Source organism: Bradyrhizobium sp. LTSP849 (assembly GCF_000938255.1).
Lineage (GTDB): Bacteria > Pseudomonadota > Alphaproteobacteria > Rhizobiales > Xanthobacteraceae > Bradyrhizobium.
On sequence record NZ_JYMR01000001.1, the window covers coordinates 91988 to 117003 of the forward strand.

General features: G+C 60.3%; 26 protein-coding genes and 1 tRNA gene. 13 read left to right on the forward strand and 14 right to left on the reverse strand.

What is annotated here, in order from left to right; all coding sequences use genetic code 11:
• Positions 1-143: 143 nt before the first annotated feature.
• Positions 144-2315 (reverse strand): hypothetical protein, encoded by a 2172-nt coding sequence (locus tag UB31_RS00430; protein ID WP_045009398.1) that lies wholly within the window; start codon positions 2313-2315, stop codon positions 144-146.
• A 190-nt stretch (positions 2316-2505) separates the two neighbouring features.
• Here UB31_RS00430 and UB31_RS00435 point away from each other — a divergent pair, with 190 nt between their 5' ends.
• The 4 genes from UB31_RS00435 to UB31_RS00445 all read left to right on the forward strand — a co-directional run bounded on the left by UB31_RS00435 (position 2506) and on the right by UB31_RS00445 (position 4369).
• Positions 2506-3201 (forward strand): recombinase family protein, encoded by a 696-nt coding sequence (locus UB31_RS00435; protein ID WP_245305923.1) that lies wholly within the window; start codon positions 2506-2508, stop codon positions 3199-3201.
• Between the two features lie 11 nt (positions 3202-3212).
• Entirely contained in the window at positions 3213-3335 is a 123-nt protein-coding gene (locus tag UB31_RS42780; RefSeq protein WP_283806066.1) for a hypothetical protein, read from the forward strand.
• 210 nt (positions 3336-3545) lie between these two features.
• Positions 3546-3926: a PadR family transcriptional regulator gene (locus tag UB31_RS00440; RefSeq protein ID WP_156175115.1), complete on the forward strand. Its 381-nt coding sequence runs from the start codon at positions 3546-3548 to the stop codon at positions 3924-3926.
• Positions 3923-4369 (forward strand): hypothetical protein, encoded by a 447-nt coding sequence (locus UB31_RS00445; RefSeq protein WP_045009399.1) that lies wholly within the window; start codon positions 3923-3925, stop codon positions 4367-4369. The genes UB31_RS00440 and UB31_RS00445 overlap by 4 nt, the downstream gene beginning before the upstream one ends.
• Before the next feature lie 479 nt (positions 4370-4848).
• Here the strand turns inward: UB31_RS00445 and UB31_RS00450 are convergent, their stop codons facing one another.
• Together UB31_RS00450 and UB31_RS00455 are read right to left on the reverse strand one after the other, a co-directional pair.
• A complete protein-coding gene (locus UB31_RS00450; protein ID WP_045009497.1) occupies positions 4849-5919 on the reverse strand; it encodes a PAS domain-containing sensor histidine kinase in 1071 nt (356 codons plus the stop codon).
• A gap of 40 nt (positions 5920-5959) precedes the next feature.
• Positions 5960-6748, reverse strand: coding sequence for an alpha/beta fold hydrolase (locus UB31_RS00455; RefSeq protein WP_045009400.1), 789 nt, complete (start codon positions 6746-6748; stop codon positions 5960-5962).
• 761 nt (positions 6749-7509) lie between these two features.
• Between UB31_RS00455 and UB31_RS41980 the strand changes: the two genes are divergently transcribed.
• On the forward strand, positions 7510-7683 hold the full coding sequence (locus UB31_RS41980) for a hypothetical protein (protein ID WP_197090753.1): 174 nt from the start codon (positions 7510-7512) through the stop codon (positions 7681-7683).
• A 4-nt stretch (positions 7684-7687) separates the two neighbouring features.
• Positions 7688-7813 (forward strand): hypothetical protein, encoded by a 126-nt coding sequence (locus tag UB31_RS42785; protein ID WP_283806067.1) that lies wholly within the window; start codon positions 7688-7690, stop codon positions 7811-7813.
• 506 nt (positions 7814-8319) lie between these two features.
• Here the strand turns inward: UB31_RS42785 and ligD are convergent.
• From ligD to UB31_RS00480, 3 genes are all read right to left on the reverse strand, one after another.
• Positions 8320-9192 (reverse strand): non-homologous end-joining DNA ligase, encoded by an 873-nt coding sequence (gene ligD / locus UB31_RS00465; RefSeq protein ID WP_045009402.1) that lies wholly within the window; start codon positions 9190-9192, stop codon positions 8320-8322.
• Between the two features lie 345 nt (positions 9193-9537).
• Positions 9538-9792, reverse strand: coding sequence for a hypothetical protein (locus UB31_RS00475; RefSeq protein ID WP_045009404.1), 255 nt, complete (start codon positions 9790-9792; stop codon positions 9538-9540).
• An 82-nt stretch (positions 9793-9874) separates the two neighbouring features.
• Positions 9875-10276, reverse strand: a complete 402-nt coding sequence (locus UB31_RS00480) for a hypothetical protein (RefSeq protein WP_245305924.1) — start codon at positions 10274-10276, stop codon at positions 9875-9877.
• A 609-nt stretch (positions 10277-10885) separates the two neighbouring features.
• Here UB31_RS00480 and UB31_RS41095 point away from each other — a divergent pair.
• The 4 genes from UB31_RS41095 to UB31_RS00495 all read left to right on the forward strand — a co-directional run bounded on the left by UB31_RS41095 (position 10886) and on the right by UB31_RS00495 (position 15546).
• Positions 10886-11386 carry a hypothetical protein gene (locus tag UB31_RS41095; protein WP_156175116.1) on the forward strand — a complete coding sequence of 167 codons (501 nt, stop codon included), beginning with the start codon at positions 10886-10888 and terminating at the stop codon, positions 11384-11386.
• A gap of 88 nt (positions 11387-11474) precedes the next feature.
• Entirely contained in the window at positions 11475-12470 is a 996-nt protein-coding gene (locus UB31_RS00485; protein ID WP_045009406.1) for a phage tail protein, read from the forward strand.
• A 173-nt stretch (positions 12471-12643) separates the two neighbouring features.
• Positions 12644-13021, forward strand: a complete 378-nt coding sequence (locus tag UB31_RS00490; protein WP_156175117.1) for a hypothetical protein — start codon at positions 12644-12646, stop codon at positions 13019-13021.
• Positions 13022-13593: 572 nt separating this feature from the next.
• Positions 13594-15546, forward strand: a complete 1953-nt coding sequence (locus tag UB31_RS00495; protein ID WP_045009408.1) for a DEAD/DEAH box helicase family protein — start codon at positions 13594-13596, stop codon at positions 15544-15546.
• Between the two features lie 81 nt (positions 15547-15627).
• On the opposite strand, the gene UB31_RS00500 is transcribed toward UB31_RS00495, so the two are convergent.
• The 4 genes from UB31_RS00500 to UB31_RS00515 all read right to left on the reverse strand — a co-directional run bounded on the left by UB31_RS00500 (position 15628) and on the right by UB31_RS00515 (position 18521).
• Complete coding sequence (locus UB31_RS00500) at positions 15628-15900, reverse strand: hypothetical protein (protein ID WP_045009409.1); 273 nt, start codon at positions 15898-15900, stop codon at positions 15628-15630.
• A 52-nt stretch (positions 15901-15952) separates the two neighbouring features.
• Entirely contained in the window at positions 15953-17782 is a 1830-nt protein-coding gene (locus tag UB31_RS00505; protein ID WP_156175118.1) for a site-specific integrase, read from the reverse strand.
• 89 nt (positions 17783-17871) lie between these two features.
• Positions 17872-17946, reverse strand: a tRNA-Glu gene (locus tag UB31_RS00510).
• Between the two features lie 230 nt (positions 17947-18176).
• Complete coding sequence (locus UB31_RS00515; protein WP_045009411.1) at positions 18177-18521, reverse strand: hypothetical protein; 345 nt, start codon at positions 18519-18521, stop codon at positions 18177-18179.
• Between UB31_RS00515 and UB31_RS00520 the strand changes: the two genes are divergently transcribed.
• The 3 genes from UB31_RS00520 to UB31_RS00530 all read left to right on the forward strand — a co-directional run bounded on the left by UB31_RS00520 (position 18520) and on the right by UB31_RS00530 (position 21383).
• Complete coding sequence (locus tag UB31_RS00520; RefSeq protein ID WP_045009412.1) at positions 18520-19527, forward strand: RluA family pseudouridine synthase; 1008 nt, start codon at positions 18520-18522, stop codon at positions 19525-19527. The two genes, UB31_RS00515 and UB31_RS00520, sit on opposite strands and share 2 nt — an antisense overlap.
• 219 nt (positions 19528-19746) lie before the next feature.
• Positions 19747-20646 carry an RNA polymerase sigma factor RpoH gene (gene rpoH, locus UB31_RS00525; protein WP_045009413.1) on the forward strand — a complete coding sequence of 300 codons (900 nt, stop codon included), beginning with the start codon at positions 19747-19749 and terminating at the stop codon, positions 20644-20646.
• 395 nt (positions 20647-21041) lie between these two features.
• Positions 21042-21383 carry a hypothetical protein gene (locus UB31_RS00530; RefSeq protein ID WP_045009414.1) on the forward strand — a complete coding sequence of 114 codons (342 nt, stop codon included), beginning with the start codon at positions 21042-21044 and terminating at the stop codon, positions 21381-21383.
• Between the two features lie 8 nt (positions 21384-21391).
• Here the strand turns inward: UB31_RS00530 and UB31_RS00535 are convergent, their stop codons facing one another.
• The 4 genes from UB31_RS00535 to UB31_RS00550 all read right to left on the reverse strand — a co-directional run bounded on the left by UB31_RS00535 (position 21392) and on the right by UB31_RS00550 (position 25002).
• The gene (locus UB31_RS00535; protein WP_045009415.1) at positions 21392-22018 is read right to left on the reverse strand and encodes a peptidoglycan recognition protein family protein; all 627 of its coding nucleotides are present in this window, start codon (positions 22016-22018) and stop codon (positions 21392-21394) included.
• Positions 22019-22052: 34 nt separating this feature from the next.
• Complete coding sequence (locus UB31_RS00540) at positions 22053-23264, reverse strand: GGDEF domain-containing protein (protein WP_045009416.1); 1212 nt, start codon at positions 23262-23264, stop codon at positions 22053-22055.
• Positions 23265-23919: 655 nt separating this feature from the next.
• On the reverse strand, positions 23920-24531 hold the full coding sequence (locus UB31_RS00545) for a LysE family translocator (RefSeq protein WP_045009417.1): 612 nt from the start codon (positions 24529-24531) through the stop codon (positions 23920-23922).
• Positions 24532-24627: 96 nt separating this feature from the next.
• The gene (locus UB31_RS00550; RefSeq protein ID WP_045009418.1) at positions 24628-25002 is read right to left on the reverse strand and encodes a response regulator; all 375 of its coding nucleotides are present in this window, start codon (positions 25000-25002) and stop codon (positions 24628-24630) included.
• Positions 25003-25016 lie beyond the last annotated feature (14 nt).

Below are 25016 nucleotides of genomic sequence, written 5' to 3' on the forward strand. Positions count from 1 at the left end.
CTCCCTAGGGGAGGGAACGGGCGACACACGAAGGCGTTGAAAAACATGGCAAATCAGGCGAGCCGCATTTTCCATTGCTACCATTTGTTACTACCACCAGCAAGGTCAGAGCCGGCTTACGCCAACTCCGAGCCCACATGTCGTTAGAACATGGATTCTATGGCATCGGAGGAGCCATCGAGACCCGCTATTTGGACCGGCCCCAGCTTCATTCTCTCTCGATCTAAGGCATCTCGTATACGTCGCTGCACTATGCGTTCAGGAAGGTTTTGGCTTTCATTTCGGGTTGCGGCCGCGACTTCGAGCAACTCCTTCGGAACTTCCATTACCGGATCAATGAACACGTAAGGCATCCGGTCAGCCGTCTGGGCAACTCGATCACGACTTGGACCGAAAGCAAGGTATTTGAGCAGGAAGTCTACTGAAATGATTGGAAGGTGCTTTATTTTTTCTCTGATTTCCCACTCTAGTCCCTGAAGCATCCGCCTCGCTGCGCTATCGAGCGTCAGAAGCCAAGTGGTGTATCCGAGGGGAGACTTCCCCGCTTGCATGCGCCGGTCACTTAAGACGGAGATGAAGTTCTCCGAGTCATGCTCTGCCAATCTGTTCGCGTTGATGCTGAATGGCGCCTCCAACCCTCCTCGTCGATCTTGATGGATTTTCTTCCAGTACTCGCGAACTGCAGCGACCACTTGCTCGTCGAGCGCCTCTGATACGATTGGATCATCCAATTCAACCCCGAACTCATCGCCAAGATAGTCAGCGATGTCCTGGATAGGCTGATGGTTTCCTCTGAATTGTTCAACCCAGCTGACAAAACCGTTCAAGGGTTTGCCTGCAAAAAGATACCGAGCAACCACATACGGTACCCGCCCCTTCCAGACGCTTTCGCGGGTGTAGGTCACGCACAAGTTCAAGTGGCGTTCAATCTCTTCCAAGATACCCGGCGTAACTCGCAACGTGATCGCACTGGCATGGGCCTGTTTGAACAGCGCGGTAAACGGACGCAGAGATTCTGGAAGGGCTTGTTCAGCGAACAAGGGAAGCAGAACGCTGGTATCCAGCCAGAATTGACCATGGTTGAAGAGTTTCTTTGTGACCTTCTGGACGTCCGGGACTTCTTCCAGAAACGCGAACAGAGTGTAGGTATCGGCAAGGAGACGGAGATACTCTTTCGTCTGCTCAGACGGGCTTGCCATCAAGGTAGTAATGATGTGTAGAAGGAACTGGACATTGTCACGCCCAGTCACGAGCTTTCCCTTCGGCGACAGCTCCTTTACGACAAGCCCGATATCTTCGTCGTTTAGCGAAAAGTCCTCGTCGTGAGCTAACGCGCTTGCAAATTTTTCTCCCTGCCGGAGGAAATAATGTTCAATGATTCTGTGAAGCAGCTCGACAACTTCGGAACGCTTGGCGACGTTTAGCTCGCTGTGAGCTTGGAGCAACTCGTCTAAGTCACCATCGAAGGCCTCTACCAGCAACGCGACTGATGCCTTCCTGTCCTTCAACCGTTCCGTTTCTTCAAAGCTCAAATTGAAAGTATCGTCCTTCGGCCAATGGCGAATTGCTAACTTTGTGAGTCGCTTGAGAGCCGCTTCTACATAGGGATAAAGCTGCTCACGCGAATGCTGCGGCAGAACTCGGCCCACTCGGGCATGTACCTCATCACGGCTTACTCGTTTTTCGTTGTCAGAGCCTTGCAATGCCGAACGCACAAGTGCCTCGAACGATGACTTCGTCAGTCCCTTAGAAGCATTTTCGTCACGCCATTGCATCTCTAGAAAATGGTGAGCAGTGCGTGCGTCTTGACCAGATAGTGCCGATGCCGCGTTGTGCTTCACTCCTGAGGCTTCCAGCAGCGGGTCCACGATAACGCGAGCAAGCTCGGAAGCAGCGGCGCTTCGACTTTGATCAAGATTGCATCGTTCAACGAACCAGGACTTGTCCCGTATGTCGAGGTAAATGCCCTTCTTGCTTAGCTCCGTTCGCAACGCGTCAGCCTTCGCCCCAATCAGCTGATTGGAGACGTAAACTAGTAAGGTTGCGTCCGGGAATGTTTCCTGAAGGCGCGTTACGGTGGCGTGCACCTTGGCTGCCCAATCATACTGAACCGAGTACTGGATCACGACGTTCGAAACCCCGTCTGCACAGAACAGCTCGGAATCGCGGCCACCATCTCCACCGGCGCTGGCCATCGTTCTAATCTTTGGCCATTCGGACGCTAAGAAGGTGGAAGCTAAGCGTTCAAAGCGCTCCCAGTCGCTGGGCTTGAGGCCGCCCAACGCCAATAGAAAACGTTCTTGTGAAATCTCCATGGCGTCTCCAAGCGCACGAGCCTTGCGTCTTATGGTCGTTGTGAAGGGAATCACAACTCTTAAGACCCTACTCACGGCAGACCCGCTTCGTCACCATCGCCGGCGAGCTATGCATAACGGAATCACAGGGATTCCAAAGCGAACGTTGTATAAACTCTAATTGGTCGTATAGGTCTTATACAAGCAGCGCTTGGAGGACCTCGACGTGCCCACGGCTCCCCTTATCACCTACCTACGCGTATCAAAGGCCACCCAAGGCCGTTCAGGGCTGGGCATTGAGGCGCAGAGGCACGCCCTCGCCCGCTTCGCGACCGCCGAGGGATACAACGTCGCTCGCGAGTTCGTGGAGGTGGAAACGGGCAAAGGCTCCGATGCGCTCGACCGCAGGCCTCAGCTCAAGGCAGCGCTGGCGGAAGCACGGAAGCTCCGGTGCCACGTGGGCGTGGCGAAGCTCGACCGACTCGGACGTGATGTGCACTTCATCTCGGGCCTGATGGCCCACAGGGTGCCCTTCGTGGTGGCAGAGCTTGGCGCCGACGTAGACCCTTTCGTGCTCCACCTGTTCGCTGCCATTGCGGAGAAAGAGGTGAAGATGACTTCAAACCGGACGAAGCAAGCGCTCGCCGCCGCCAAGGCTCGCGGGATAACCCTGGGCAACCCTAGGCTCCATATGGCCCGCAAGGGTGCGGTAGAGGCTGTGAAGGCTGAAGCTGATCGCTATGCAGCGAACGTGCTGCCAATCATCCGCGAGGCGCAGAAGGCCGGAGCGAGCACGTTCAGGCAGATTGCGGAAGCCTTGAACGCCCGGGGTATCGCGACAGCACGTGGGGGCGCTTGGCACCCCATGAGCGTCAAGAATCTCCTCGACCGTCCGACAGCACAGTAAGGAAGCGCATCATGACCCTCGCTCTAGCCCTCACGCTTATGGTCGCCGGGTGCGCCTCGGTAGCCCTCGAATGCGCAGTGGCAGGCTCAATCCTGATCGGCTGCGCGGTGCTGATCGTGCGTTTCGTCATGTGAGCGAAGGCACCCCGGCCTAGAAAATGGGTCCCCTATTTCACGGGACCCCTATTGCCGAGCAATTTCCCAGGTGAATTTCAAATTCGTCGCCCTTTAGGCCGAATGCTGCTCAGCTGATGCAGCGTTTGAATACCAGGGAGTTCTCACGTAGCCCCACCGGCCCCATGGCACAGGTGGCTTTAGGAGTTTTGAGGAGCCACCCACGGGGACTTGACGAATCCGAGCTACCAGCCCATTTTCTCTACAAATGTGGAGTTTATGCCTATGATCTCCAGACTAGAAGAACTGATGCTGCACATCGTTCTCCGCGGGCAGGGCGAGGCGACCGCAACTGATGTTCAAGGCCAACTGTCCGATGCGGAAGGGAGGGAACGGTCGTTCGGCGCTGTTTTCACAACGCTTGATCGCATGTCTGCCAAAAAGTTGGTGATGTGGCGTAAAGGAACGGCGCAATCACGCCCAGGCGGGCGAGCGCCGCGGTTGTACGAGATCACAGGCGCAGGCCGTGCTGCGCTGGATGAGGCGTTTCGCGCACGCCAGTTTGCGTCAGGATTCGATGCTGCCCCCGGCTTGAGGGGAGCGAAGCCATGAGGCTCTTGAAGAAGCTCGCCGAAGCCTGCGTCATGGTTTGGTCCCTTGCTGGCAAGGACGGAAAAAACATTCAGCAAGCTGAGATTGATATTCGCCTAACAATGATCCGCCCGTCTGGTTCGTGGATGAACAGGGTATTCGCGGCAGCTTTGTATTTGCTTTCGCTCCCACTCTGGATAGCCGCGGGGAATTTATGGGGGAACATTTTGAGCCGGTCCCCCCGAATGCCGAAGGGTCTGATTATCGACCTGTTGGTCCCCCCGGAGCGGGCCGATGATATGCTTGCGAATCTCCAGCGCGCCTATGACGAGCGCTGGCTTCCGAAATACGGCGCTCGCAAAGCTCGGCGTATTTTCCTCCTTCAAGCGACAGGAGCAGTGGCCGGCTTTTGGATCGACTGGGTTCGTCAGCGTTTGGATTTAATCAAGCTCTTCGCAAGATGAGCCGACAGTTCGCATTATGCTGAGGGTGGCCACGAAGTCAGAAGAGGCCAGAAGAACTCCAGGAAAAAAAGGGTCCCCTTCTGAGCGGGACCCCTATTGCCGAACAATTCCCCCGGAGAATTCCAAATCAACGGCCTTAAGGCCCGTTTGCTGCTCGGCTGGTGCGGCGCTGGGAGAACCCGAGAGTTCTCAGGAAGCTTGAGCCTCAGCGGAGCGCCGAGAGCGAGCCCGTGTCCCCTTGGGCTCAGGAGTCCCCAGGAGCCGTTCCACCAGACCGCCACCATGGTAGCCCGGGTGTTGACGAACGAGTCACCGGGTCTCTCAGGAGTCCTGAGGGCGCAATTGCGAGCTATGTTCAAGAGCAGAAGCCGCCGCCCTTGGCCTAGTCCGCTCTTTCGCTATTACCGAACCTTTGGCACACCGCTAGCCCACTTCCGAGAAAGGCCAAAAGGCGACCTTTGTGGGCCGCTTTAGACCGCTCACCGGAGCGGCATGACGAAAGTGAACCTGGTCTCTTCAGGCGTCGAGGTCACGGTCAGCACGCCCTCATGGGCTTTCGCGATTTGAGAGGCAATGTGCAGACCGAGACCCAAGCCCTGCCGGCTGGCGCGCACTTCGCCGCGGAAGAAGGGTTCGAACAGTCTTTCCATGGCCGCTTGGGGAATCGGTTCGCCACCATTCGCAACGGACAACTTGAACAGCCCATCCTCCGTTTCCGCGCGCACCCGCACGGGCTGGCTGGCCGTTCCATGGCTGAGCGCGTTTCCGACGAGATTGGAAACAAGTTGCCCGATCCGGGTTCTGTCGCAATCCACGGGAGTGTCGATGGCATATTCGGCTTCGATCTGGCGGCCCGGTGAGGACAGCCGCAGTTCGTCGATCACCTGATGCAGCACGGGCTCCAGCGGTTTGCGGGCATTGCGATCAAGGGTGATGCCGCCGCCAAGCCGCCCGCGCGCGAAATCGAGCACGTTGTCGATCAGCTCCGCCATGCGCGTGACGGTGGTCTGCAACATCGCCACGACCTGATGCTCTTTCTCAGTCTTGGCGTCCCGCCCTAGGATGCGCGCGCCTGCGCTGATCGATGCCAGCGGATTGCGAAGGTCATGGCCGAGAACGGCAATAAATTGCTCCCGCAATTCCGACGTCTCGCGTTCGTTCGCCAGACTGTTCTTTGCAGCTTCGCGTGCCGCCAGCAGCTCCTGTTCGTAACGCCGCCGGTCGGTGGCCTTTAACAGCGCCAGCCGGGTGAACAACGGTTTGCCGGCGTCATCCCGGCCTTCCAGCGCGTTGCAAATCATCTGCATCGGCTCGCCGCCCGCGGCCATCATGTCGATGGCGAACTCGTTGAAGAAGCCCTGCATGCGCAGCAGCGGCGCGATATGGGTTTCGTAGAAGATGCGGCCAGCCATGTTGAGGAAATCGCTGAACCGCTTGCCGATCATTTCATCGGCGCTTCGGCCGATCCATTCCAGCAAGGTCTTGTTGACGCGCGCGATGCGGCCGTTCACCCCCAGCGTGATGTAGCCGCAGGGAGAATTCTCGAACATGTCCTCGAAATCATCGATGCGGGGGCCGGGCACGAAACGCTCAGACGAACGTTCGCATCGCGGCGATAACCTCGTCGGGTGCGCTGAGATTGGGGCAATGGCCGGTTGCCTCCAGGATGATGATTTCGCTGTCGGGGATGCCGCGATGGACGAACTCGCCCACCTCTTTTGAGGCGATGATGTCTTCGCTGCACTGAAGGATGAGCGTCGGGATCTCGACCCCGGCGAGGTCGCCGCGGTTGTCGGACTTGAACGTGACCCGCGCAAACGCCTTGGCGATATCGGGATCGGTTCGGCAGAAGCTGTTGGTCAATTCCTCGCCGAGTTCGGGACGATCCGGATTACCCATGATCGCCGGTGCCATCTGCGCGGACCAGCCCATGTGATTGGCCTCGAGAAACTGCAAAAGCTCTTCGATCTGCTGTTCACTGAAGCCGCCGACATAGTCGCCGTCATCGATGTAGCGGGCGGAAGGCCCGACCAGCACCAGTTTGCCGAACATTCCCGGCGCCTTTTGCGCCGCCAGAACGCCGATCATGCTGCTGACCGAATGGCCGACAAAGACGGCATCCTTCAGACCAAGTTCACCGCCGATTTCCACCACGTCGTCGGCGTAACCTTCCAGTGTCGAGTATTTGGTTTTGTCGTAGGCCTTGAGGTCGGAGGCGCCGGCGCCGACATGGTCGAACAAGACAGTTCTAAACTCACCTTCAAAAGCGGGTTCCACAAACCGCCACATGTTCTGATCGCAACCGAACCCGTGGGCAAACACCATAGTCCGGTCGGCCGAGCCGCGAACATGGACATTATTTCGTTCTATTACGCCCATGATGGAACTCACACGAGGTTGGTAGTGAACCGCCGTTGTCACTTTGCCCGTTTTCCGGGCGAAGGAAACCAACAGTCCGCTTGTTCCGCTTTCGATGCTCCCAGAAGAGCGTATGCACTTTTCGACAAAAGTCCAAGCTCCTGGATGTCCGTTGTGGGTCACATCCAGACTCGCGGCCCGCGCCGTCGCCATGTCTGCTCCGCCTTCACCAATAGACGTCGTCAGCGCTGATCGTTTGGACGCGGTGCTGGTAGCTTCGCTGGTGACCTTAGGCGACCCAAAGAAAATGGGTCCCCTTCTGAGCGGGACCCCTATTTCCGAAAGTCCTCTCGGGCAACTTTGAAATCGATGGTCTAAAGCCCGTTCGCTGCTCGGCTGGAGCCAGGCCTTGGTGATCCCGGGACTACTCAAGAAGCCTGAGCTTAAGTGTCACGTGAACATGAGATGCCGAGCCAAACCGACGGTCACTTCAGTCCCCACGACAAACCGTTCACACGGGTCCAGGTGACTCTAGGAGTCCTCAGGAAGCCCCATCCGAGGCGGCTACCAGGGTGGCCCGAGGGCTCCCGAGCGAGTCAGCGACTCCCTAGAAGGCCTTGGAGGGCAAGCTGCGGGCGTCGCATCCTTGGGAGTTCTTGGGGTAGTTGCGGCGTTGCTAAGAGCGAGGACCAGAGGCCGTTGGCCACCTTGGCTCAGACATCCAAAGTTCATAAGGAACTCCCTCACTGATCCAAGGCTTGGTATTTCTTTAGGAGGCACCAATGGCAGTCAACAAACCAACCGGCGACAACGCACGCAAGGGCGCGGTGAAGAAGCGCACGCAGTTGAAGAACCCGCTGACCGAGACATCGACCAAGCGCAACAAGAAGGGCGGGCAGTTCATGGCCGTCAAGAAGAGCGCGAAGAAGTTCAAGGGTGTGCGGAAAGAGAAGTGAGTTAATGACGAGTCTTCTTCAGCTCGCCCTCGACTTCCTCGATAACTCCCTCCACGTCGGGCACCTCGAAGTCGTCTATCCTGTTGCATTCGCAGGGCATGCCGGCGCCGCACTGACACCCTCCCTCTAACACCTCGCTCCAGGCGCGGTTGGGGTGATTCTCGCAGACCCATCTTAGGTCTTGGCAGTTCGGGCAATTCGATTTGGTCATATCATCTCAATAGGCGCGCGGGCCTTGCTCCAGAGGTCGCAAGAATACCGCGCGCCCTCCGGCCGCGCCGCATACTCAACGCACGGCAGCAGCCGATAACAAAAAACGCCGGTCGAAACGGCTAGTTCCTGCGAGCGCCGCGCGGGTGGTGCTCACGTAGGTGGTCGCAGGCCGGGTGACGAAGCCCAATCGGAAATGTGCGCGGCAGTGTCAGCACTCCGCGCGCGCTTCAGGAATTCTTCCCGCTCCTTTCCTGCCGGCATTGCCTCTGCCTGCTTCTTCATGTCCTCGGCGAATTTTGTAAGCCGATCCTGAAGGGAGTCGGTCTGTTTGAAACGATTTCGCTTCATCGTGCTGCTCCCGTGTTTTGAGACGGCAGATAAACGAGAAGCCCCAAAAACCGTTCCTATGTCAGGTAGCTGACACTATTTCCGGGACAACCCTTTGAAGGAGCTGGCGCGCAATAACCCTTCGGACGTGATGTCCCGGTATTCGATGTCGGCATAGAACGTCGGCTCGACCCAGGTAGCCTTCGGCTTCTTGATGGGCCTGGTGAGCTTTGCCTTCGGGCTCACGACGGTATCAAGCTTCTTTCGGATTTCGCTGGAGACCGTCCGGGACCAGCCGGTGCCGACCTTGCCCATGTAGACAAGCTCCTTGCCCTCTTTCTTGCCGAGGTAAAGGGCTGCGACGCCACCGGGGTCTTTGATGAACCCGACGACAGGGAATTTCTCGCGCTGGACAGTTTTAATTTTCTGCCATGCCTCAACGCGGTCGGAGCGGTACGGCGCGTCTACCCGTTTTGAAACAATGCCCTCATAGTTCAACCGGGCCGCAGCCTCGAACAGCGCCTGTCCGTCCCCTTCGTGATGTTCGCTGTAGAGGACGGGTGGGTCGAGCATGTCGATGAGTTCTTTAAGCAGCTCTTTGCGCTTGAGTTGGGGCTCGCTGCGAAGATCCTCTCCGTTGTGGAAGAGGATGTCGAACACATAGAACAGCATCCGGTCCTGACGACCTTTAGCCAGGTCAGCCTGCAGCTCGGAGAAGTTGGTGCGGTCCTCGTGGACCACAACAATCTCACCGTCGAAGATGGTCTGGCTCTTCAGCTTGAACGCGCCGGCTATGGTCGAGAACCGCGTCGTCCAGTTGTGTCCGTTGCGGGTGAATATCTTCGTAGCCCCGCGATCGACATGGACCTGAGCGCGGTAGCCGTCATACTTTATTTCGTGAATCCACTGAGCACCTGAAGGAGCGTTGCTCTTCAAGGTCGCCAGCTGGGGCTTAATGAACCCCGGCATACCGGAACGCTTCGCCACTCTGCGCAACTCACAAAAAGGCCGCCGTCGGGGGATCAACGGCGGCCAGTCTAGCTTACAATACCCACGTCGATGCAACTCGGACTGTCTTCGCCGGTTCCTAATACTGAGGCCGCTTAAGCAGCTCGGGCAACTTGGAGAATGCTTTGGCAAGCCGCCTCGCCTCATCACGGGTGAGGAACTGGTCGGCATACTGATACGGACGGTCGTGAAGGTCTTGCCGGTGGACGATGCAGCAGAGGGAGAAGCCGTTCGCGTCCTTCACGCGAAAACAGTCCGTCTCCTCTTCCATTGCCCACGGCGCTGGAAACCGCCGAAGGTTATCCATTACAGCCTGCGGTTTGCCGGAGTGCCCCGTATCGGCTTGCCCGAGGCATAGGTCGGGCCTTCCTTTGCCGCCCGCACCTGCCGGTCGCGTTCAGCGCACAGATCGTCAACCTTCGCCAACATTCGCGAAAGGAGAGCTTCCGCCGAAGCGGCCCCAATCCCAGCTCTCTGAAGTTGGAGGATTTCCTTGCGCTGTCGGCTGACTTGCGAGCGCATACGCTCGATTTCCGAGCGAATAAATTCGAGTGTGGGCATGACCGAACCTGGGATTTTCCCCAGTAGAACGAAACAAGAACTTCGAGTCAAGCGGACAAACGAAAGGTCCTCCCCCACAGCGCTAGAAGCAGAAGCTCACGCCTTTCTTGACCTTCTCTTCCCAGTCAGGCCCCAACACCTCCCGAGCACCTACGGCCTGTTGAGCTCCAGGCTCGCCTTCATGGAACATCACGATGGAAAGGCCTTGGTCATGTGAGCCAGACACAACGGTGGGACCCGGCTGGTACGTCGTGGTCGCTTGATAGGAGCCGCGCCCGTAGGTGCCCTCGGTGTTGTAACTACCAGGCAGTTGGCTCACCCGCACATTGTTCTGCGCCTCACCGCCCGTGATGATGTAGCGGTCATAGCCTGCACGGATGGTCTCAATGGCTGCTAGTCGCTGAGATGCCGCAAGCGCACCTTGCCCGCCACAGACTGCCGCCGCTGAAGTTTGAACGATCATCGTGTTGGCGGAAGTCCGCACAGCGGCTCCTCGCGCGCACGCGCCCAACACCAGCGCCAACGCTAACGCACCCAGAACTCTCATCTCGATAAGCCCCCCCTGCCCTGATCGTCTATCGCAGGTCGTGGCGCCCTAAACAACACTCGCGCTCCAACGGGTCCCCTTTCGAGCGGGACCCCTATTTCGGCCCGAGTGACAAAGCAGGCTTCAAATTGAGCCAGTAAATCCCTCGCCGCGCTGCTCCGGTGAGAGCCTGTGTCAACAGCCCGAAAGCGTCGCTCCTCCAAAGTGTGCCGCAAATGAACCTTTTCCCAAACGCACTCAATCACATGACCAATTTTGACACCCACCCTAAGTGAGAAGCGCCTGATCAGGTCAGAACCTGCATCAGTAGTGTGGCTTATCGCTAGGTGCGGAGCGTGCGGCTCAGGGCACTTGGGTGCTCTAAGGCAAAGCCGAGCAAATCGATACATTCCTAAGCAGCTCCAACCACATGACTGATTTTAGTACTCCCGCTTAGTCAAGGAGGCGAGCTTCGCGCTCCTCGCCCCACCATCCCACGACAACATGCGTTCGCTTCGGCCAACCTGTTGCGTGGAATTTTTCGCGAAAACTGGAAAGGAACCACCATTGATCAATGACGACGACACCGCCTTACCGTCAGGCCCCGCGTGGCAGGCGGCTCGCAAGGCATGTCAGACACCGCTAGACCGCAAGCGGCTCGCTGCGGCTCCCAAAGCGGGCTGGCGTGCCCTAGAGTTCGACGAATACGCACGGTCCTGCCACCGCCGCCGCAATCGCGACTATGCCACCGCGCACTCGTACCGAAGTGCTCTCAAGCACCACGGCAGCAAAGACGCCCAGCTCTGGCGCAAGCTGTTCCGAGAACGCGGGTCACTCCCGCTGCCGCCTAGGTGTCCCAAAGAACTAGATTACACACCGCCGTCCTCAGGCATCGGAAGCAACCATCGTTACTGGGCCTTCCATAGCCCCGAGTTGATTGCGCTAATCGACGCGCGCACCCGGGCGTACTTCAACATCCCTGAAGTATCCTCAGTGCATCCGCACGCGTGGATCGCTTCGTATGTCTGGTTTCAGAAAGAGCAGGCCGCAGCAACAGTTGCCGCCTAGGCCCCTTAACTGTCCTAACGCACTTCAGTCCACCGCCTCCACTCAGCACACCTCACCAACCCAACTCACACCTAACTTGGATCAATAATTGCCTTTAGAAACCGGCTCCTTCATCTACGACTTGGTAACTTCGAACCCCGTGTCTTCCGATGGCCTCGGGCAAGCCGACGATCACATGAGGCTCATCAAGAGCACTCTCAAGAACACCTTCGCGGGCTTCACTTCCGCAGCGCTCGCTTCGTCCCAAACGCAGCTTGACGCCGCCGTGGCGACAGTTGCGGGCACCAACAAGCTCCCGATCAACGCGGGCACCGTGGCGTTCCCGGGCGCATTCTTCGCGGGCGATACCGACACAGGGCTCTATCAGGCCACCGCCAACACGGTGTCACTCGCCGTGGGCGGCGTGAATGTGCTTACGGCTTCCTCAGGGTCCCTGGGTGTCACTGGTAGCGTCCTAGCCTCAGGCGGTGTCGCTGGTGCGGCTATCGCGGCGACTGGAGCGTACTCAGGCGGCACAGGACAGCTTGTAACCATCGGCAGCGTGACCATGTGGCTCGCTGATACGTTGCCTGCGGAGGGTGGCTATTGCTGGGCCAACGGCGGCACGCTCTCACGCACTGCCTACCCGGTTCTCTGGGCTCTTTGGGGCACCAAGTACGGCGCAGGAGACGGCTCGACCACATTCAACGTGCCGAACCTGTGCGAGGTCGTGCCCGTAGGCCAGCGCGCCATGGGCGGCGCAAGCTCTCGAACGCTCCTCGCTACTGGCGTTCTCGGTGGTGCACCGATTGGCGCATCGACCGCCACACTGTTGGCTACGAACCTTCCATCGTACACGCCCTCTGGCACTGTTAGCGTCACCAACGGCGCAATCAGCATCAACGGGCAATCGCAGTTGATCGTCAGTGGTTCTGGTGCTGGCGTTGGCGGCGGTGGTTCGTTCGGTGTCTCTGGTGCGCCCCTGTCGGCATCCCAGGCCACTAGCACCGCGTCGTTCACCGGTAGCAACAATGGCGGCACCAGCGCCCCATTCGCAGTCGTGCAGCCATCAGTGGCAGTGAACTACATAGTGCGTGCCGGTTAGCCTGCCTTCCCGCGCCCCTGAGACGATCCTTAGGGGCGCGGCGTGTTTCCGATCCCAGCGTAATCAGTTTACAGCGACATCGTTGTCCGTCCTCGCTTCTCGTGCTCAAACGTCATCCAGCCACCTTAATCCCACCTTCCTGTGGGCATCGACTGGATGGAGGAAAGCGGCCCGTGCTGGAAAGCAATCGGTTATCGGACGAGCAACGAGCGGCCTTGGATACTATGCAGAGGGTCCTGAAGACGCTGCTGTCTCACAATCGAACCATGCACCTGCCCGTCGCCCAAACGTTTCTGCGGGTTGCTGCTGACGAAGGGAAGAGCATCGGGGAGCATGCAAGGATGCTCAGCATAACTGACCCCGGCATGAGCAAGATGATTGCAGACATGGGTGAGTTAAACCGCCGTCGCCACAAGCCGGGCCTTGATCTCGTCGAGACCCGGCGATCCCTGATCAGCGGGCGCCGCCGCGAAGCTTTCCTAACCTATAAGGGAAGAGCGCTGGCGCACATGCTGATACATGAATTGCGAAGAGGTCCTAGGGCCACCTAGTCCTATCCCCACGGCAAACCGTTTACACGGCGCCAGGCCGCTCTTAGGAAGCCCAGGAGCGCCCGCAGAAACCGACAGGGAAACCCAGCACGCACGGCTCAAACGACTCCAGCGAGTCCCTGGGTGATCCTAGGGCCTCTTGGGTTGGCCTGGGTGGACACGGTCGCGATGGCGCTCCCGCCCCATCAATCACCACAAAGAAACACGGTGCCTTCCACGGGCCCCTCAGGACTCTCAGGAGCGCTCGCGGAAAGCTGGAGGGAAACCCCGGCCCCACGAGGCTCAACGACTCCAGCGAGTCCCTAGGTGGTCCTAGGGGCATCCTAGCGGAGCACCGTCCTGACCACCGCCTTCGTCCGATTACCTTACGCGCAAGTGGGGCCGTGGACCCTGCTTAACACCGCCAGAAAGGACCCCCTGAGACCTCTAAGGGACTCTCTTCTTAGAGCTTTGAGGGGGACCTTTATTGGTCACCAACAACCAATCACCGACCACCATCAACATTCCACAAGGCTGCTTAGGGCTCCTAGGACTCCTATGCGCCTTGTCGTGTCCAATCAGGAACACCCAAGATGCCCTCTACCGTCGAAACCTACGCGCTCGTGTCGCCGCAGGCCTTCTCTGATCGCATGAACATTCATTGGACTACTTCGGTCCCCCAGGGCCTAGGCCAATGCACATCCTCCGCCCTTCGGACCTTATGGAAGATTATGGGCGAGAACTTCCAACAATCAATTGTGGAAGCTGCCAAGGGTACGAAGTCACCGTGGCGCATCTTGCAGCCGCCCACGGGTACCGGGAAGACCCAGGGCACCTGCGTATACACAGCCATGCAGGCGGACCTAAACCGTGACTTGAGCGAAACGCAAAGGCCCGTTGGCATTCTGATCGTGACGCGGCTGAGAGAGGAAGCAGACAAGCTCAAGGAGACCATCAATCGCATCGCAGGCAGCTCCGTTGCCGCAGTCGATCATTCGGGCAACCGGGCGACGCCCGAGGCCCTTCGCGACAGCGACGCACTGATCATAACGCACGAAGCATTCCTCAATGCTAAGCGAGGGCTCAAAGAGCACCTAAGAGAACCCTGGGAACGTAGGACCCAATGGCGCGGTGGGCAACGGCTCCTCACCATCGTGGATGAGGCCCTTGCAAACGTGGTCGATGAGAGTCACGCGACGACAGAGAACCTAGCATTCGTCATCGGTCACATTCCGGTCGCCGTTCGTGTAGCATTGCCTGAGCAAGTGGCGGTGCTGGAGCAGATGCACAGAGTTGTCTTGAACTATGTCGAGATAGATGGAAGCTCAGACAATGCGATGACGTTGTTGTGGCCAGACGGTGGGGCGCCTGCGTGCGTAGACTTCGATCCTCTCCGGACCGCAATGTCTTCCCTCCGCTATGACCGCTTAGTGTACAGCCGCGACAACCCCAGCGACCGCACACGCCTAGCTGCTCGCGTTGATGAGACGCTCAAGGTCGCTCAAGCCGCGCTGGATCAATTCGCCTACTACGCCAAGACGGGCGAGCGACATTCCATCAACTCGGCCGCGCTTGGGATGCCCTTGGACACCCCAGGCCCCGTTGTGCTGGATGCCACGGCGAGCGCTAACTTTCTGTGGGATCTGTTCGAAGAGCATCACATCCGCCCGGCCGTGCCGAGCAATGCGCGAAACTACGGCAACGTCACCCTGCATCTTGCCCGGGCGTCGGGACTTGGCAAGCACAGTATGATTGAACGCATTGGAGAGCGGTGGCCGCGAGTGCAGCGCGCCATCGAAGCTGAGCTAGGCCCAGAGCGCTCAGTCTTCATGTGTATGCACAAGGACGCTGAGGCGGTAACGAAGGGCTACGGTGCGCGGTTCAAGCGTTTCGCGGTAGGCCACTGGGGCGCGGTGGATGGCCGCAACGATTGGCAGGAGTGCGACGCGGCTGTCATCCTGGGCTTGCCGTACCGGCCGCAGACGTGGGCCACTAATATGTTTTGCGCGTTGCAGGGTTCCCAGGATGACAAGTGGCTGCGGTCCCCCGAGTGGAAGCAGTACACGAATGTCCGGAAGGTGATGGAAGACCGCCAACTTGCGGTGTCCGTGATCCAAGCCATAAACCGCATCTGCTGCCGTCGCGTCATTGACGCAGAAGGTAATTGCCCAGCGGCTGACATCTTCATCGTGCTGCCGCAGGATAAGACGGGCGAGGCAGTCTTGGACGCGGTGCGGGCTGACATGCCAGGGCTCAACATCGTCCCTTGGAACTTCGAACTGGACGGCCCCAAGGTCCGTCAGCCTCGCAACGGAAGTTCACACGCCCGGCTGATTAGCTACATGGCCGATGTACAGCCGGGCATGCTCTCGCTGTCCAGCGTTCAACACGAACTGCACATTGGGAAGAGTGGCCTGGGCAAGCTTCGCGAGACGCTCAACAACGTGGAACACGAGACGACCAAAGCGCTGGGCGCTCTTGGGGTGCAGTACATTCCCGGTGGTGGCCGGGGCGCTAAATCCTACTTGCTAAAGAAGGCCGCTTAGACCTTCGCGCCCGCAGCTCCCTGTGATCCCAAAGGACACCTGAGCTGCGGGACGCCTGTAAGCATCACGTAGGGCAGAGCACTAGGCCATCAGCGGCCCGAGATAATCATCAGAGTTGATGTCCGCTTTGGCGGCGCGGTCATTCACGTACTTCTCCAGGCGTTCCCCGAGGCGCTCAAGGTCCTCACCTATCGCGCGGAGCGTCCACGCGAGGTTACAGCGTACGGAGTAGGGCTCCGGGCCCTCAAAAGCTTCCGACAGCGCCACAATGCCTTGGCCCGTGTAGATGAGACGCCACGCGGCGCGCATGAGTGTGGTGAGTGTCGAGCTGTTGTTCAGAAGTGCGTCCATCATGATAGGTGATGCTTTCGGGTTACGGGCGAGCCCAATGCTCTGCCGGTCGTGCTTAGGCGATGTCGCGGGTACGCCTTACACGCCCGAAAGCTTGAACGCGCGACACGTCCAAGCCGGGATACGAAATGTCGTCCACGGCTCGCTTGAGTGCCGGGGCACCCCAGCGCTGCAACATGGCCTTTGCGCCATAGGTTCGGCCAACAGATTTGTTCCCGCTGCTCCGGCCAGTCAGAGCATCACGCAACTCCTCATCAGGCGTGGTTCGCCGGAGCGCGTCCTGAAAGCCGTGACGAAAGCTGTGGTACACCTTGTTCTGGTCGTTGATGCCGACATGGTTGCGCAGATAGCGGCCCCACCACTTAGACCAAGCGCTCAGGGAGCCTTTCTGATCGGGCGCCACAGTGGGGAACAACCAAGCCTTCTCACCTTCCTTGCGCCGGGCCTCCACATACTTCAGGAAGCCCAGGGTCACGAGTAGAGGATGAACCGGCACGACACGCTCAGATGTCTTCGTCTTGAGCCGCCGCCCAGCCTTAGTGTCCTTCGCAAACCACATGAGCGCAACGCTCGTCTCTTCATCTACCCGAATGTCAGACACGCGAAGGCCTGCGTACTCCGCCTGACGTGCACCAGCGAAGAGGGCGAGGAGCGGCAGCCACACACCCGCATCACCCTTAGCTCCCGTGGGCAACTTGTGCTCGGTGAAGAGCGGGGCATCAAAGATAGTTTGGAGGTCGCGCGCGTCGAATGGCTCTCGCTCTGACTGCTCCTCCTCAAGGCGCATCTCAGAGAACGGGTCCGCCCATGGCACGTCGTCCGGCACAAGTCCGTGGTGATGGCCCCAACCGGCTATAGCTTGCAGCGCTCCTAGTTGCTTGTTAACGGTGCCTGAGGAGACCTTGGGGACCGTGGGGTGCTCGCGGCCATACTCGCTCAGCTCGGGCAGCGAGGCCTTCAGCAACGCGCCCCTGCGTGTCTTGGGCACCAGTTGAAGGGCTTCCCGATAAGCCCGTGCGTGCGACCGCCGCAATTCCAAGACGGCAAGGTTGCCGTGCAGTTGAACGAACATTTCCACCGCTCGCCCATATTCGTGCACTGTGCCCTCAGGCCTATCGCGTTCCTTCTTCCATCCCTCAAAGGCCTCCCTGAGGGTCCCAGAGGCACTGAGGGTCACGACCTCCCCGAGCTGCGGGGTCGGTATCGGCTCTCCAGCATCGCGCTGCTGGACATCCTTGAGACCTCGCACGCGGGCCGCGAGCACAGCCATACCTAGCCGTCTGTATGACTGGCTTTTGCGATCAAGGTTCAGTTGGAATTCTTCGAGCAACTCTTCCACGTCGAGGCGCACATGGGTGACATCGCCCTTGGCCAAAGCGGCCATGGCATCAGGCAGGTCCTCAGATAGTGCGTGCGTGCGCTTGAGTACCTCACGGTCCGAGAGACCGGCCTCCGGCAGTTCACCAACCTTGAAAGGCGTATCGAATTCAACGCCCGCTGCGGTGAGTTGCTCCGCGACACTTTGGAAGATTGGCTCTGAGCCTGTCCCTTCCTGACGCTCCTCTTCATCGGATGCCATCAGCAGCGCGTAGCAGCGTTCGGACATCCGCTTGATTTGTGCGTCGGTGAGCGCCGCTACGGAAGGGCGTTCCTTGAGCAGGGCTTCCGCGCTGGCGAGCGTCCGATTGAAGTCCCCCAAGACGTGCGTGGCCGCGACGTTGGCTTCCTTGAGAACTTTGGTGCCGAGGGATTTCTTTAGGAACACCTGCCTGGGCTTGTCGGAATTGAGCACGCGCGCGACGGCCTCCTGGAGGCGCTGTGGCACCTTCCGTTGGGCGTAGTACGTCCCGTGTCTGTCCTTGATCAGTCCCATCAACGCGCGCATCAAAAGCTACCACGCAGTGCTACCACCCGAGCGCAGTCAAAGCCATGATTTGCGTGATGTTTTTGATATCTCAGCGCTTCTAGAGCCGCTGGCGCTCCCTAGGGGAATCGAACCCCTGTTTCAGCCTTGAGAGGGCCGCGTCCTAACCGCTAGACGAAGGGAGCGTGAGGGACACGACATAGCCTCGAATTTTGCCGGCGGCAAGCCGGGATTGAGGGTTTCAGACATGCTCTCTGTCGTCGTCCTGGCGAAAGCCAGGACCCATTACCCCACGGGATAATTGTAACGCGCAGAGTTAACTCCGAGTCCCCATAACCATATCCGGCCAGTGGCTATGGGTCCTGGCTTTCGCCCAGGACGACAGCGGAGGCGTTGGGGAGTTCCGAGCCCGGCCTTACGGCTCATTGGCAAATTTCAGCGTTCCGACCGGCCTCAAGCTGTGGGCGTCGAAGGTACGGATTTCGGTGGCGCCGCCGACATCGAGCGTGATCACGAGCCGGTCCCCGGCAACCCCGGTCGAGACGATTTTGGCTCCCTTCGGCAAGGTAGCGGTGACGTCCACGACCGGCTCCGCCGCCCTTCCCTCCGACTTGAAAAGGCGGTAGCCCACCGCGATCAGGACGGCGCAGATTGCCAGCGCCGTCGTCAACCCCGCGATCAGCATCATCCGCCGCACCCGCGCAAACAGCGCGGCCTGCTCGGGGCTCGGGTCGGGAACAGCGGTATCAGACGTCGTCATGGAAAGCTCGGGTTCAGCGCAGAAATTGGAGGTCGTGGTCGGCGGCGACGAGGGCTCGGCCCGGCTCGACCGCGTGCTGGCGGCACAGCTGCCGGACCTGTCGCGATCAAGGCTGAAAGCCCTGATTTTGGCGGGCGCGGTGAGCCTGAAGGCCGCCGCGGTCCGCGATCCCGCTTATCACGTCAGTTCGGGCGATACGATCATAATCGACGTGCCGGAGGCGGTCCCGCCGGAGCCCAAGGGCGAGGACATCGCGCTGGATATCGTGTTCGAGGACGACGACATCATCGTCCTCAACAAGCCGAAGGGGCTGGTGGTGCACCCCGCGGCCGGGCACGAGACAGGGACCTTGGTAAATGCGCTGATCGCCCATTGCGGCTCTTCGCTCTCGGGCATCGGCGGGGTGCGCCGGCCCGGCATCGTGCACCGGCTCGACAAGGACACCACCGGGCTGATGGTGGTCGCCAAGAACGACCTTGCGCATGCGTCGCTGACCGCGCAATTCGCCGACCACGGCCGCACCGGTCCGATGCGGCGCGGCTACATGGCGTTCGCCTGGGGCGCGCCGGGCCGTCACCGCGGCACGGTGGACGCGCCGATCGACCGCCATCCGTATGCGCGGGAGAAGATGGCGGTGCGCCAGAGCGGCCGCGAGGCGGTGACGCACTGGGAGATCTTGCAGAGTTTTACCGGGCGTGACGGCAAGCCGATCGCAACCCTGCTCGCCTGCGAGCTCGAGACCGGGCGCACCCACCAGATCCGGGTCCACCTCGCCCATATCGACCATCCGCTCTTGGGCGACGCCGTCTACGGCCCGCATTTCAAGACCAAGGCGAACCACCTCGGCCCCGAGTCGCAGGCCGCTTTGACTGCCCTCGGGCGGCAGGCCCTGCACGCTTATCTGCTGGTATTGGAGCACCCGAGGACTGGAGAACTTCTTCACTGGGAGGCGGCTCTGCCGGAGGATTTGCTTCTCCTGGAAGGGGCTTTGAAAGCGGCGCTATGACGCAGGCAGTTTCAGAAAACCCTTACCTTACAAAAAGTTATAGCTGCCACACGGGGACGTGACGTCAGCAATCCTTCCCTTTTTGCCCCCCCTTGGGGTATATTGCGCCTGCGTTGAAATGACCAACGCGGAACATCGCAGCTACGACTGGCTTTAACCAAGCGGTCGTCTGCCTGGCCCGCCGCTATCGGGGGCCTGAACCTGTTTGGAGGGCGCACTATGGCCCGTACCGCTACCCTGCCGGTCCTCAATGGAGAATCCGGCCTTTCCCGTTACCTCGGCGAAATCCGCAAGTTTCCGATGCTGGAACCCCAGCAGGAATACATGCTCGCCAAGCGTTGGCGCGAGCACGACGATCGTGACGCCGCGCATCAACTCGTCACCAGCCATCTGCGACTCGTGGCCAAGATTGCCATGGGCTATCGCGGCTACGGCCTGCCCATCTCCGAGGTCGTCTCGGAAGGCAACGTCGGCTTGATGCAGGCGGTGAAGCGTTTCGAACCCGAAAAGGGGTTCCGTCTCGCCACCTACGCCATGTGGTGGATCAAGGCGTCGATTCAAGAGTACATCCTGCGTTCGTGGTCGCTCGTGAAGATGGGCACCACCGCGAACCAGAAGAAGCTGTTCTTCAACCTGCGCAAGGCGAAGAGCAAGATTTCCGCACTGGACGAAGGCGATCTCCGCCCCGACCAGGTGAAGATCATCGCCAAGCGTCTCGGCGTCACTGATCAGGACGTGATCGACATGAACCGCCGCCTCGGTGGCGACGCGTCGCTCAACGCACCGATCCGCGACGACGGCGAAGCCGGCGAATGGCAGGACTGGCTGGTCGACAATTCGCCCAACCAGGAAGCCATGCTGGCCGAGCACGAGGAATATGATCATCGCCGTGACGCGCTCAATGGCGCCATGGGCGTGCTCAACGCGCGCGAACGCCGCATCTTCGAGGCCCGTCGCCTCGCCGATGAGCCGATGACGCTGGAAGACCTTGCCGCCGAGTTCGGCGTGTCGCGCGAGCGCGTCCGCCAGATCGAGGTCCGCGCCTTCGAGAAGGTGCAGTCCGCGGTCAAGGGCACGATCGCAAGGGCCGAACAAGCCGCGCTGGAAGCCGCGCACTAAGCGCGAGGATCCGGCGCCAGAGATTGGCGGATCGAGAGACAGAAAGCCGGCGGCAACGCCGGCTTTTTTGTTTTGTGGCGATGCTCTGTTTGAGCGCCAAGTTCGTCCCACACTCGGTGTCATGCTCCGCGAAGGCGGCGCATCCAGTACGCCGCGGCGCCATCGCGAGAGCGAGATCTCCAACGTAGGCCTCTGGAATACTGGATCGCCCGGCTAAACCGGGCGATGACAGCGGTGGCTGTGGCTGCAGTCGGTAGAGCGTCCTGCCGACTGAGACCGCCATCACACTCCCCTCCCCTTAAGCCAAGGTAGAACCGAGCTTGCCTTGAACCCCTGCGACCGGTCAACCGACCCAAAACTATCGGACCGACAACATCAAGCGAACGGACACCACCGTGTCAATCATCCTGCAATCCACAGTCGGCGGCTTCTCCGCCCAGTTCATGCGCAAGCTGCCGCTGGTCGAGCAAGCGATGCGCGAGCACGGGCTCGACCCCGCGGAGTTCGTGATCTCGAAGGACTATGCGAGCACGGCCACGATCCCGATCATGGGTCCGTTCTTCTATAATTACAGCGTGTTCTTCGGCGACGAGCAGTTCACCGTCACCGAGCCGAACGACACGGTGTTTCTGGATTACTTCTTCAAACGCGTGCTGGCGGCCGACGAGCCGCCGGAGTTACCGCAGCGGCCGGGATTGATCCGGCGATTTTTTGGTTGGATGGCGCAGCCGGTCTAACGCCCCCCTTACTCCCCCCATGTCCTTGCCAGCGTCGCGAGCCAGCAGCCCTCGCAATAGCGGGCGTCCTTGTAGTCGATCCAGTTGTGCGCGTAGACGTGGTCGAGCGGGATGCCGTAGCGCGCGCGCAAGACCTGGACGAGGATCTTCCACGCTGCGACCTGCGCCGCCGTCGGGCCGGTCGCCACGTCGGGATAGTTGCCGGCGAACTCGACACCGATCGAATTGTCGCGCACGATCTGATGAAAGGTCGGCTTGTTGTCGATGTACTTGTTGTCGTCGCGATTGGCGCCGTCGGTATGGGTCGGCACCAGATTTTCCGCAACCGACCAATAGACCGTGCCGTCGGTCTCCACCCAGACCATCACACCGCGCCGGGTCGGGTTCTTGAACTGCTCTTGCGCGCCGCCGCGCGCCGAGCCCGTCGGCCCCTCGGTCTGGTGCACGATGATGTTGCGCCAGGGATGGGCGTTGCCGACATCGCCCCACGGCGCGAGCCAGACCATTTTCAGCCCGGGAATGTCGGGCGTGCCCGAGACCCGCGCGATCTTGGCGAGCTCGGCGTCCGTTGCGGCTGCGGGGGCGATCAGAAAGAGCGCGGCGACAACGGCCGCGAGCAGGCGAGATATCATCATGCGGGTCCAATGCAGACCCGAAGTTAGCACGACTTTACGCGAATTTGCGCGTGGCCTCGACCGGTCCGGGCGGCTCCGGCGAGAGCGGCGGCGCCTGGTCATAGACCGCAAAATCGTTCTTGCCGTTCTTCTTGGCGGCATAGAGGGCGTGGTCGGCGTGCGCGATCAGCCGGTCCGGGAATTGGCCGATGTCGCGATCCCATTCGGCGACGCCAATCGATATCGCGATCGGAATGTCGTTGCCGGCGCAAGCGGCGGCATCCTGGCGGCAAACCTCAAGCACGCGGCGGGCGATCAGCGCGCCTTCGCGTAAGGAGGACGACGGCAGCACGACGCAGAACTCGTCGCCGCCGGTGCGGGCGAGCATGTCGCCGGGCCTTAAGCGCGTCTGCGCCATCAGGGTGAAATGCTGGAGGCAGGCGTCTCCGGCCGCATGTCCATGGGTGTCGTTGATGGTCTTGAAGCCGTCGAGGTCGATCACCAGCAGCGAGAACGGCTCGCCGCTGCGCTCCGAGCGGGCGCATTCCTCGGAGAGGCGCTGCAACAGATGGCGACGGTTGGATACTCCCGTGAGATCGTCGAGCAGCGCGAGATCGGCGACCTCGTTGCGCAGCCGGTCCATCGCCATCAAGAGGAAGCCGAAATTGAGCGTCATCGACAGGAACAGCAGCCCCAGCACCATGACGGCATGGCCCTGACTGCCGGCCACGGCCGAGAAATCGCCGCCAAGCAGATTGCCGACCGTACGGGCCGCGAAGATCGCGATGATGGTGATGATGACGATGCTGGAGAGCCAAGCGCCGGGACTGACGCGGCCTTCCTGCGGCGACAGCAGCAGGCGCAACGCCAGCAGCAGAGGAACGGCCTGCCCGAGCGTGTAGCTCATCATGCGAAGCTGCATGTGATCGAACACGACCATGAAGAACACCGTGCCACTGATGCTCAGGGCGCTCGTCGCGACCATGACGCGCCAGGACACCGGCCGGCCATAGAAACGCTGAATGCCCATCGCCGCCAGGCAGCTCGCGGCGATGATACCGGCGGACCCGAGCAGAAGCGGCAGAGGAGAGGTGACGAACAGGCGGGCCAGGGCGGTCATTGCACCGGCTGCACCGACAAAGGCCGACGCCATCCAGAACCGTGCCGCCTCGAATTTCGGATAGGAGCGCGTCACGTAGGCCCAGATCAGGCCGAGCGCCAGGAAGTTGACGACGAAGACCGTCCAAAGTGTCGGTACGTTCAGCATGGCGCCCACAGTACGCGCAGCGTCCCGCTCCCTGTCTCTGGCACCCGTTCGTCCATGACCCGTCCCCGTGTTCTTGCGGACGACAATGCGCGGGTGCGCTTAACGGAACCTCACCGCGATCTGCGAAAGCGCGTCTTTGGTTTTGGATTCATGAACGGCGCGCGCCGATTGTCGGGTTGTTAGCCATGCCGCCGACGTTGATGTGAGATGCGCCGTGGCGTGCTGCGATGCGGATTCGCGGGCGGAAATCACCCGAAAATGCATCTGAGCTGTGGATAACGTAATGACACAGATGTGACAACGCGGGGCAGGCGCCCGCGAATCTGCTGAGTTCGTCACCGAGGATGTTGCGAGGCTGGCCCTCCGCCGAGCATCCCTCGTGTCGCGTTTAACCATGAACCCTTGAGAGGATACTATGGCTAAGAAAGCGAAGAAGGCGGCGAAGAAGAAGGCGAAGAAGGCCAAGAAGGCGAAGAAGAAGTAACGCAGCTTCTTTTTGTTTGCCCGGGTGGAGCCTCGCTCCGCCCGGGCTTCGGGTAAGGCTTGAGAGATTGAAGGTGGCGGGCGCGAGGCCCGCTTTTTTATTGGCTTGTTCCGTTCTCTCACACCTCGCCCCGCAAGCGGGGAGAGGTGAAGAGGAGATCGCGTCTACTGCCTATCGCTCGGCGAATGCGAGCTTCGCCCCAAGCAGCGCAAAGCCAGCTGCAAAACTGCGGCGCAGCCAGGCCATCACACCAGGGCGGGAGATGACGCGCTCGCGTACCGATGCCGCGCAGAGGCCATAGACGACGAACACCACAAACGTCATCGCCATGAAGGCGCCGCTCAATTCCAGCATCCGTGCCAGCACATGGGCCTCGTCGAGCGCGATGAACTGCGGCAGGAAGGCGAGGAAGAAGATCGAGAGTTTTGGGTTCAGGATGTTGATCAGGAATCCGGTCACGATGACGCGGCCGCTCGAGCGCTCCTTGATATCAGCCTCGACCGAAAGCGACCCGGTTTCGCGCAGCGCCTGCCAGGACATGTAGAGCAGATAGGCCACGCCGCACCATTTCAGCGCGGCAAAGGCGAGCGCGCTGGTGTGGAGCACGGCGGCAAGGCCCAGCATCGCCGCGATCATATGCGGCACGATCCCGAGGGTGCAGCCGAAGGAGGCCGCCACGCTGGCACGGGAGCCGCGCGTGAGTGCCGCAGCCAGCGTATAGAGCACGCCGGTGCCGGGGGACGCGACGACGATGAGCGAGGTAAGCAGGAAGGACCAGGACATGTCCTGTCCCTACCACCCCTGCCCGGCCTGGAAAAGTCACGACGCGGTCAGCCGCGCCGGCGACGCTCATCGGGTCGACGGCGACCTCGTGCTCCGCTAGGACAGTTGCGCGAGCTCGGCTTCGCGCAGCACGTCGAGCGGCGCCCACGGCTTGGCCCAGAATTTTGCACCATCAGGCAAGGGCTGCATCAGCGGACGCCCGGAGGTGACGACGATGTCGAGCTTCGGATTGCGGTCCTTGGCGACATGCGCCAGCTCGATGCCGTTCATGCGGCCGGCAAGTTGCACGTCCGTCAGCATCAGGCACAGCGCGCCCGCATTCTTCTCAAGCACACGCTCGGCAGCCTCGGCACTTTCGCACTGGATGACCTGGTAGCCACTCTCTTCCAGCAGCAGACTGAGCATCTCCCGCTGCATAGCGTCGTCCTCTACGATGAGTGCGGTTGCTTGAAATGGTTCTGACTGTCCCATCGATGGCTCCCAAT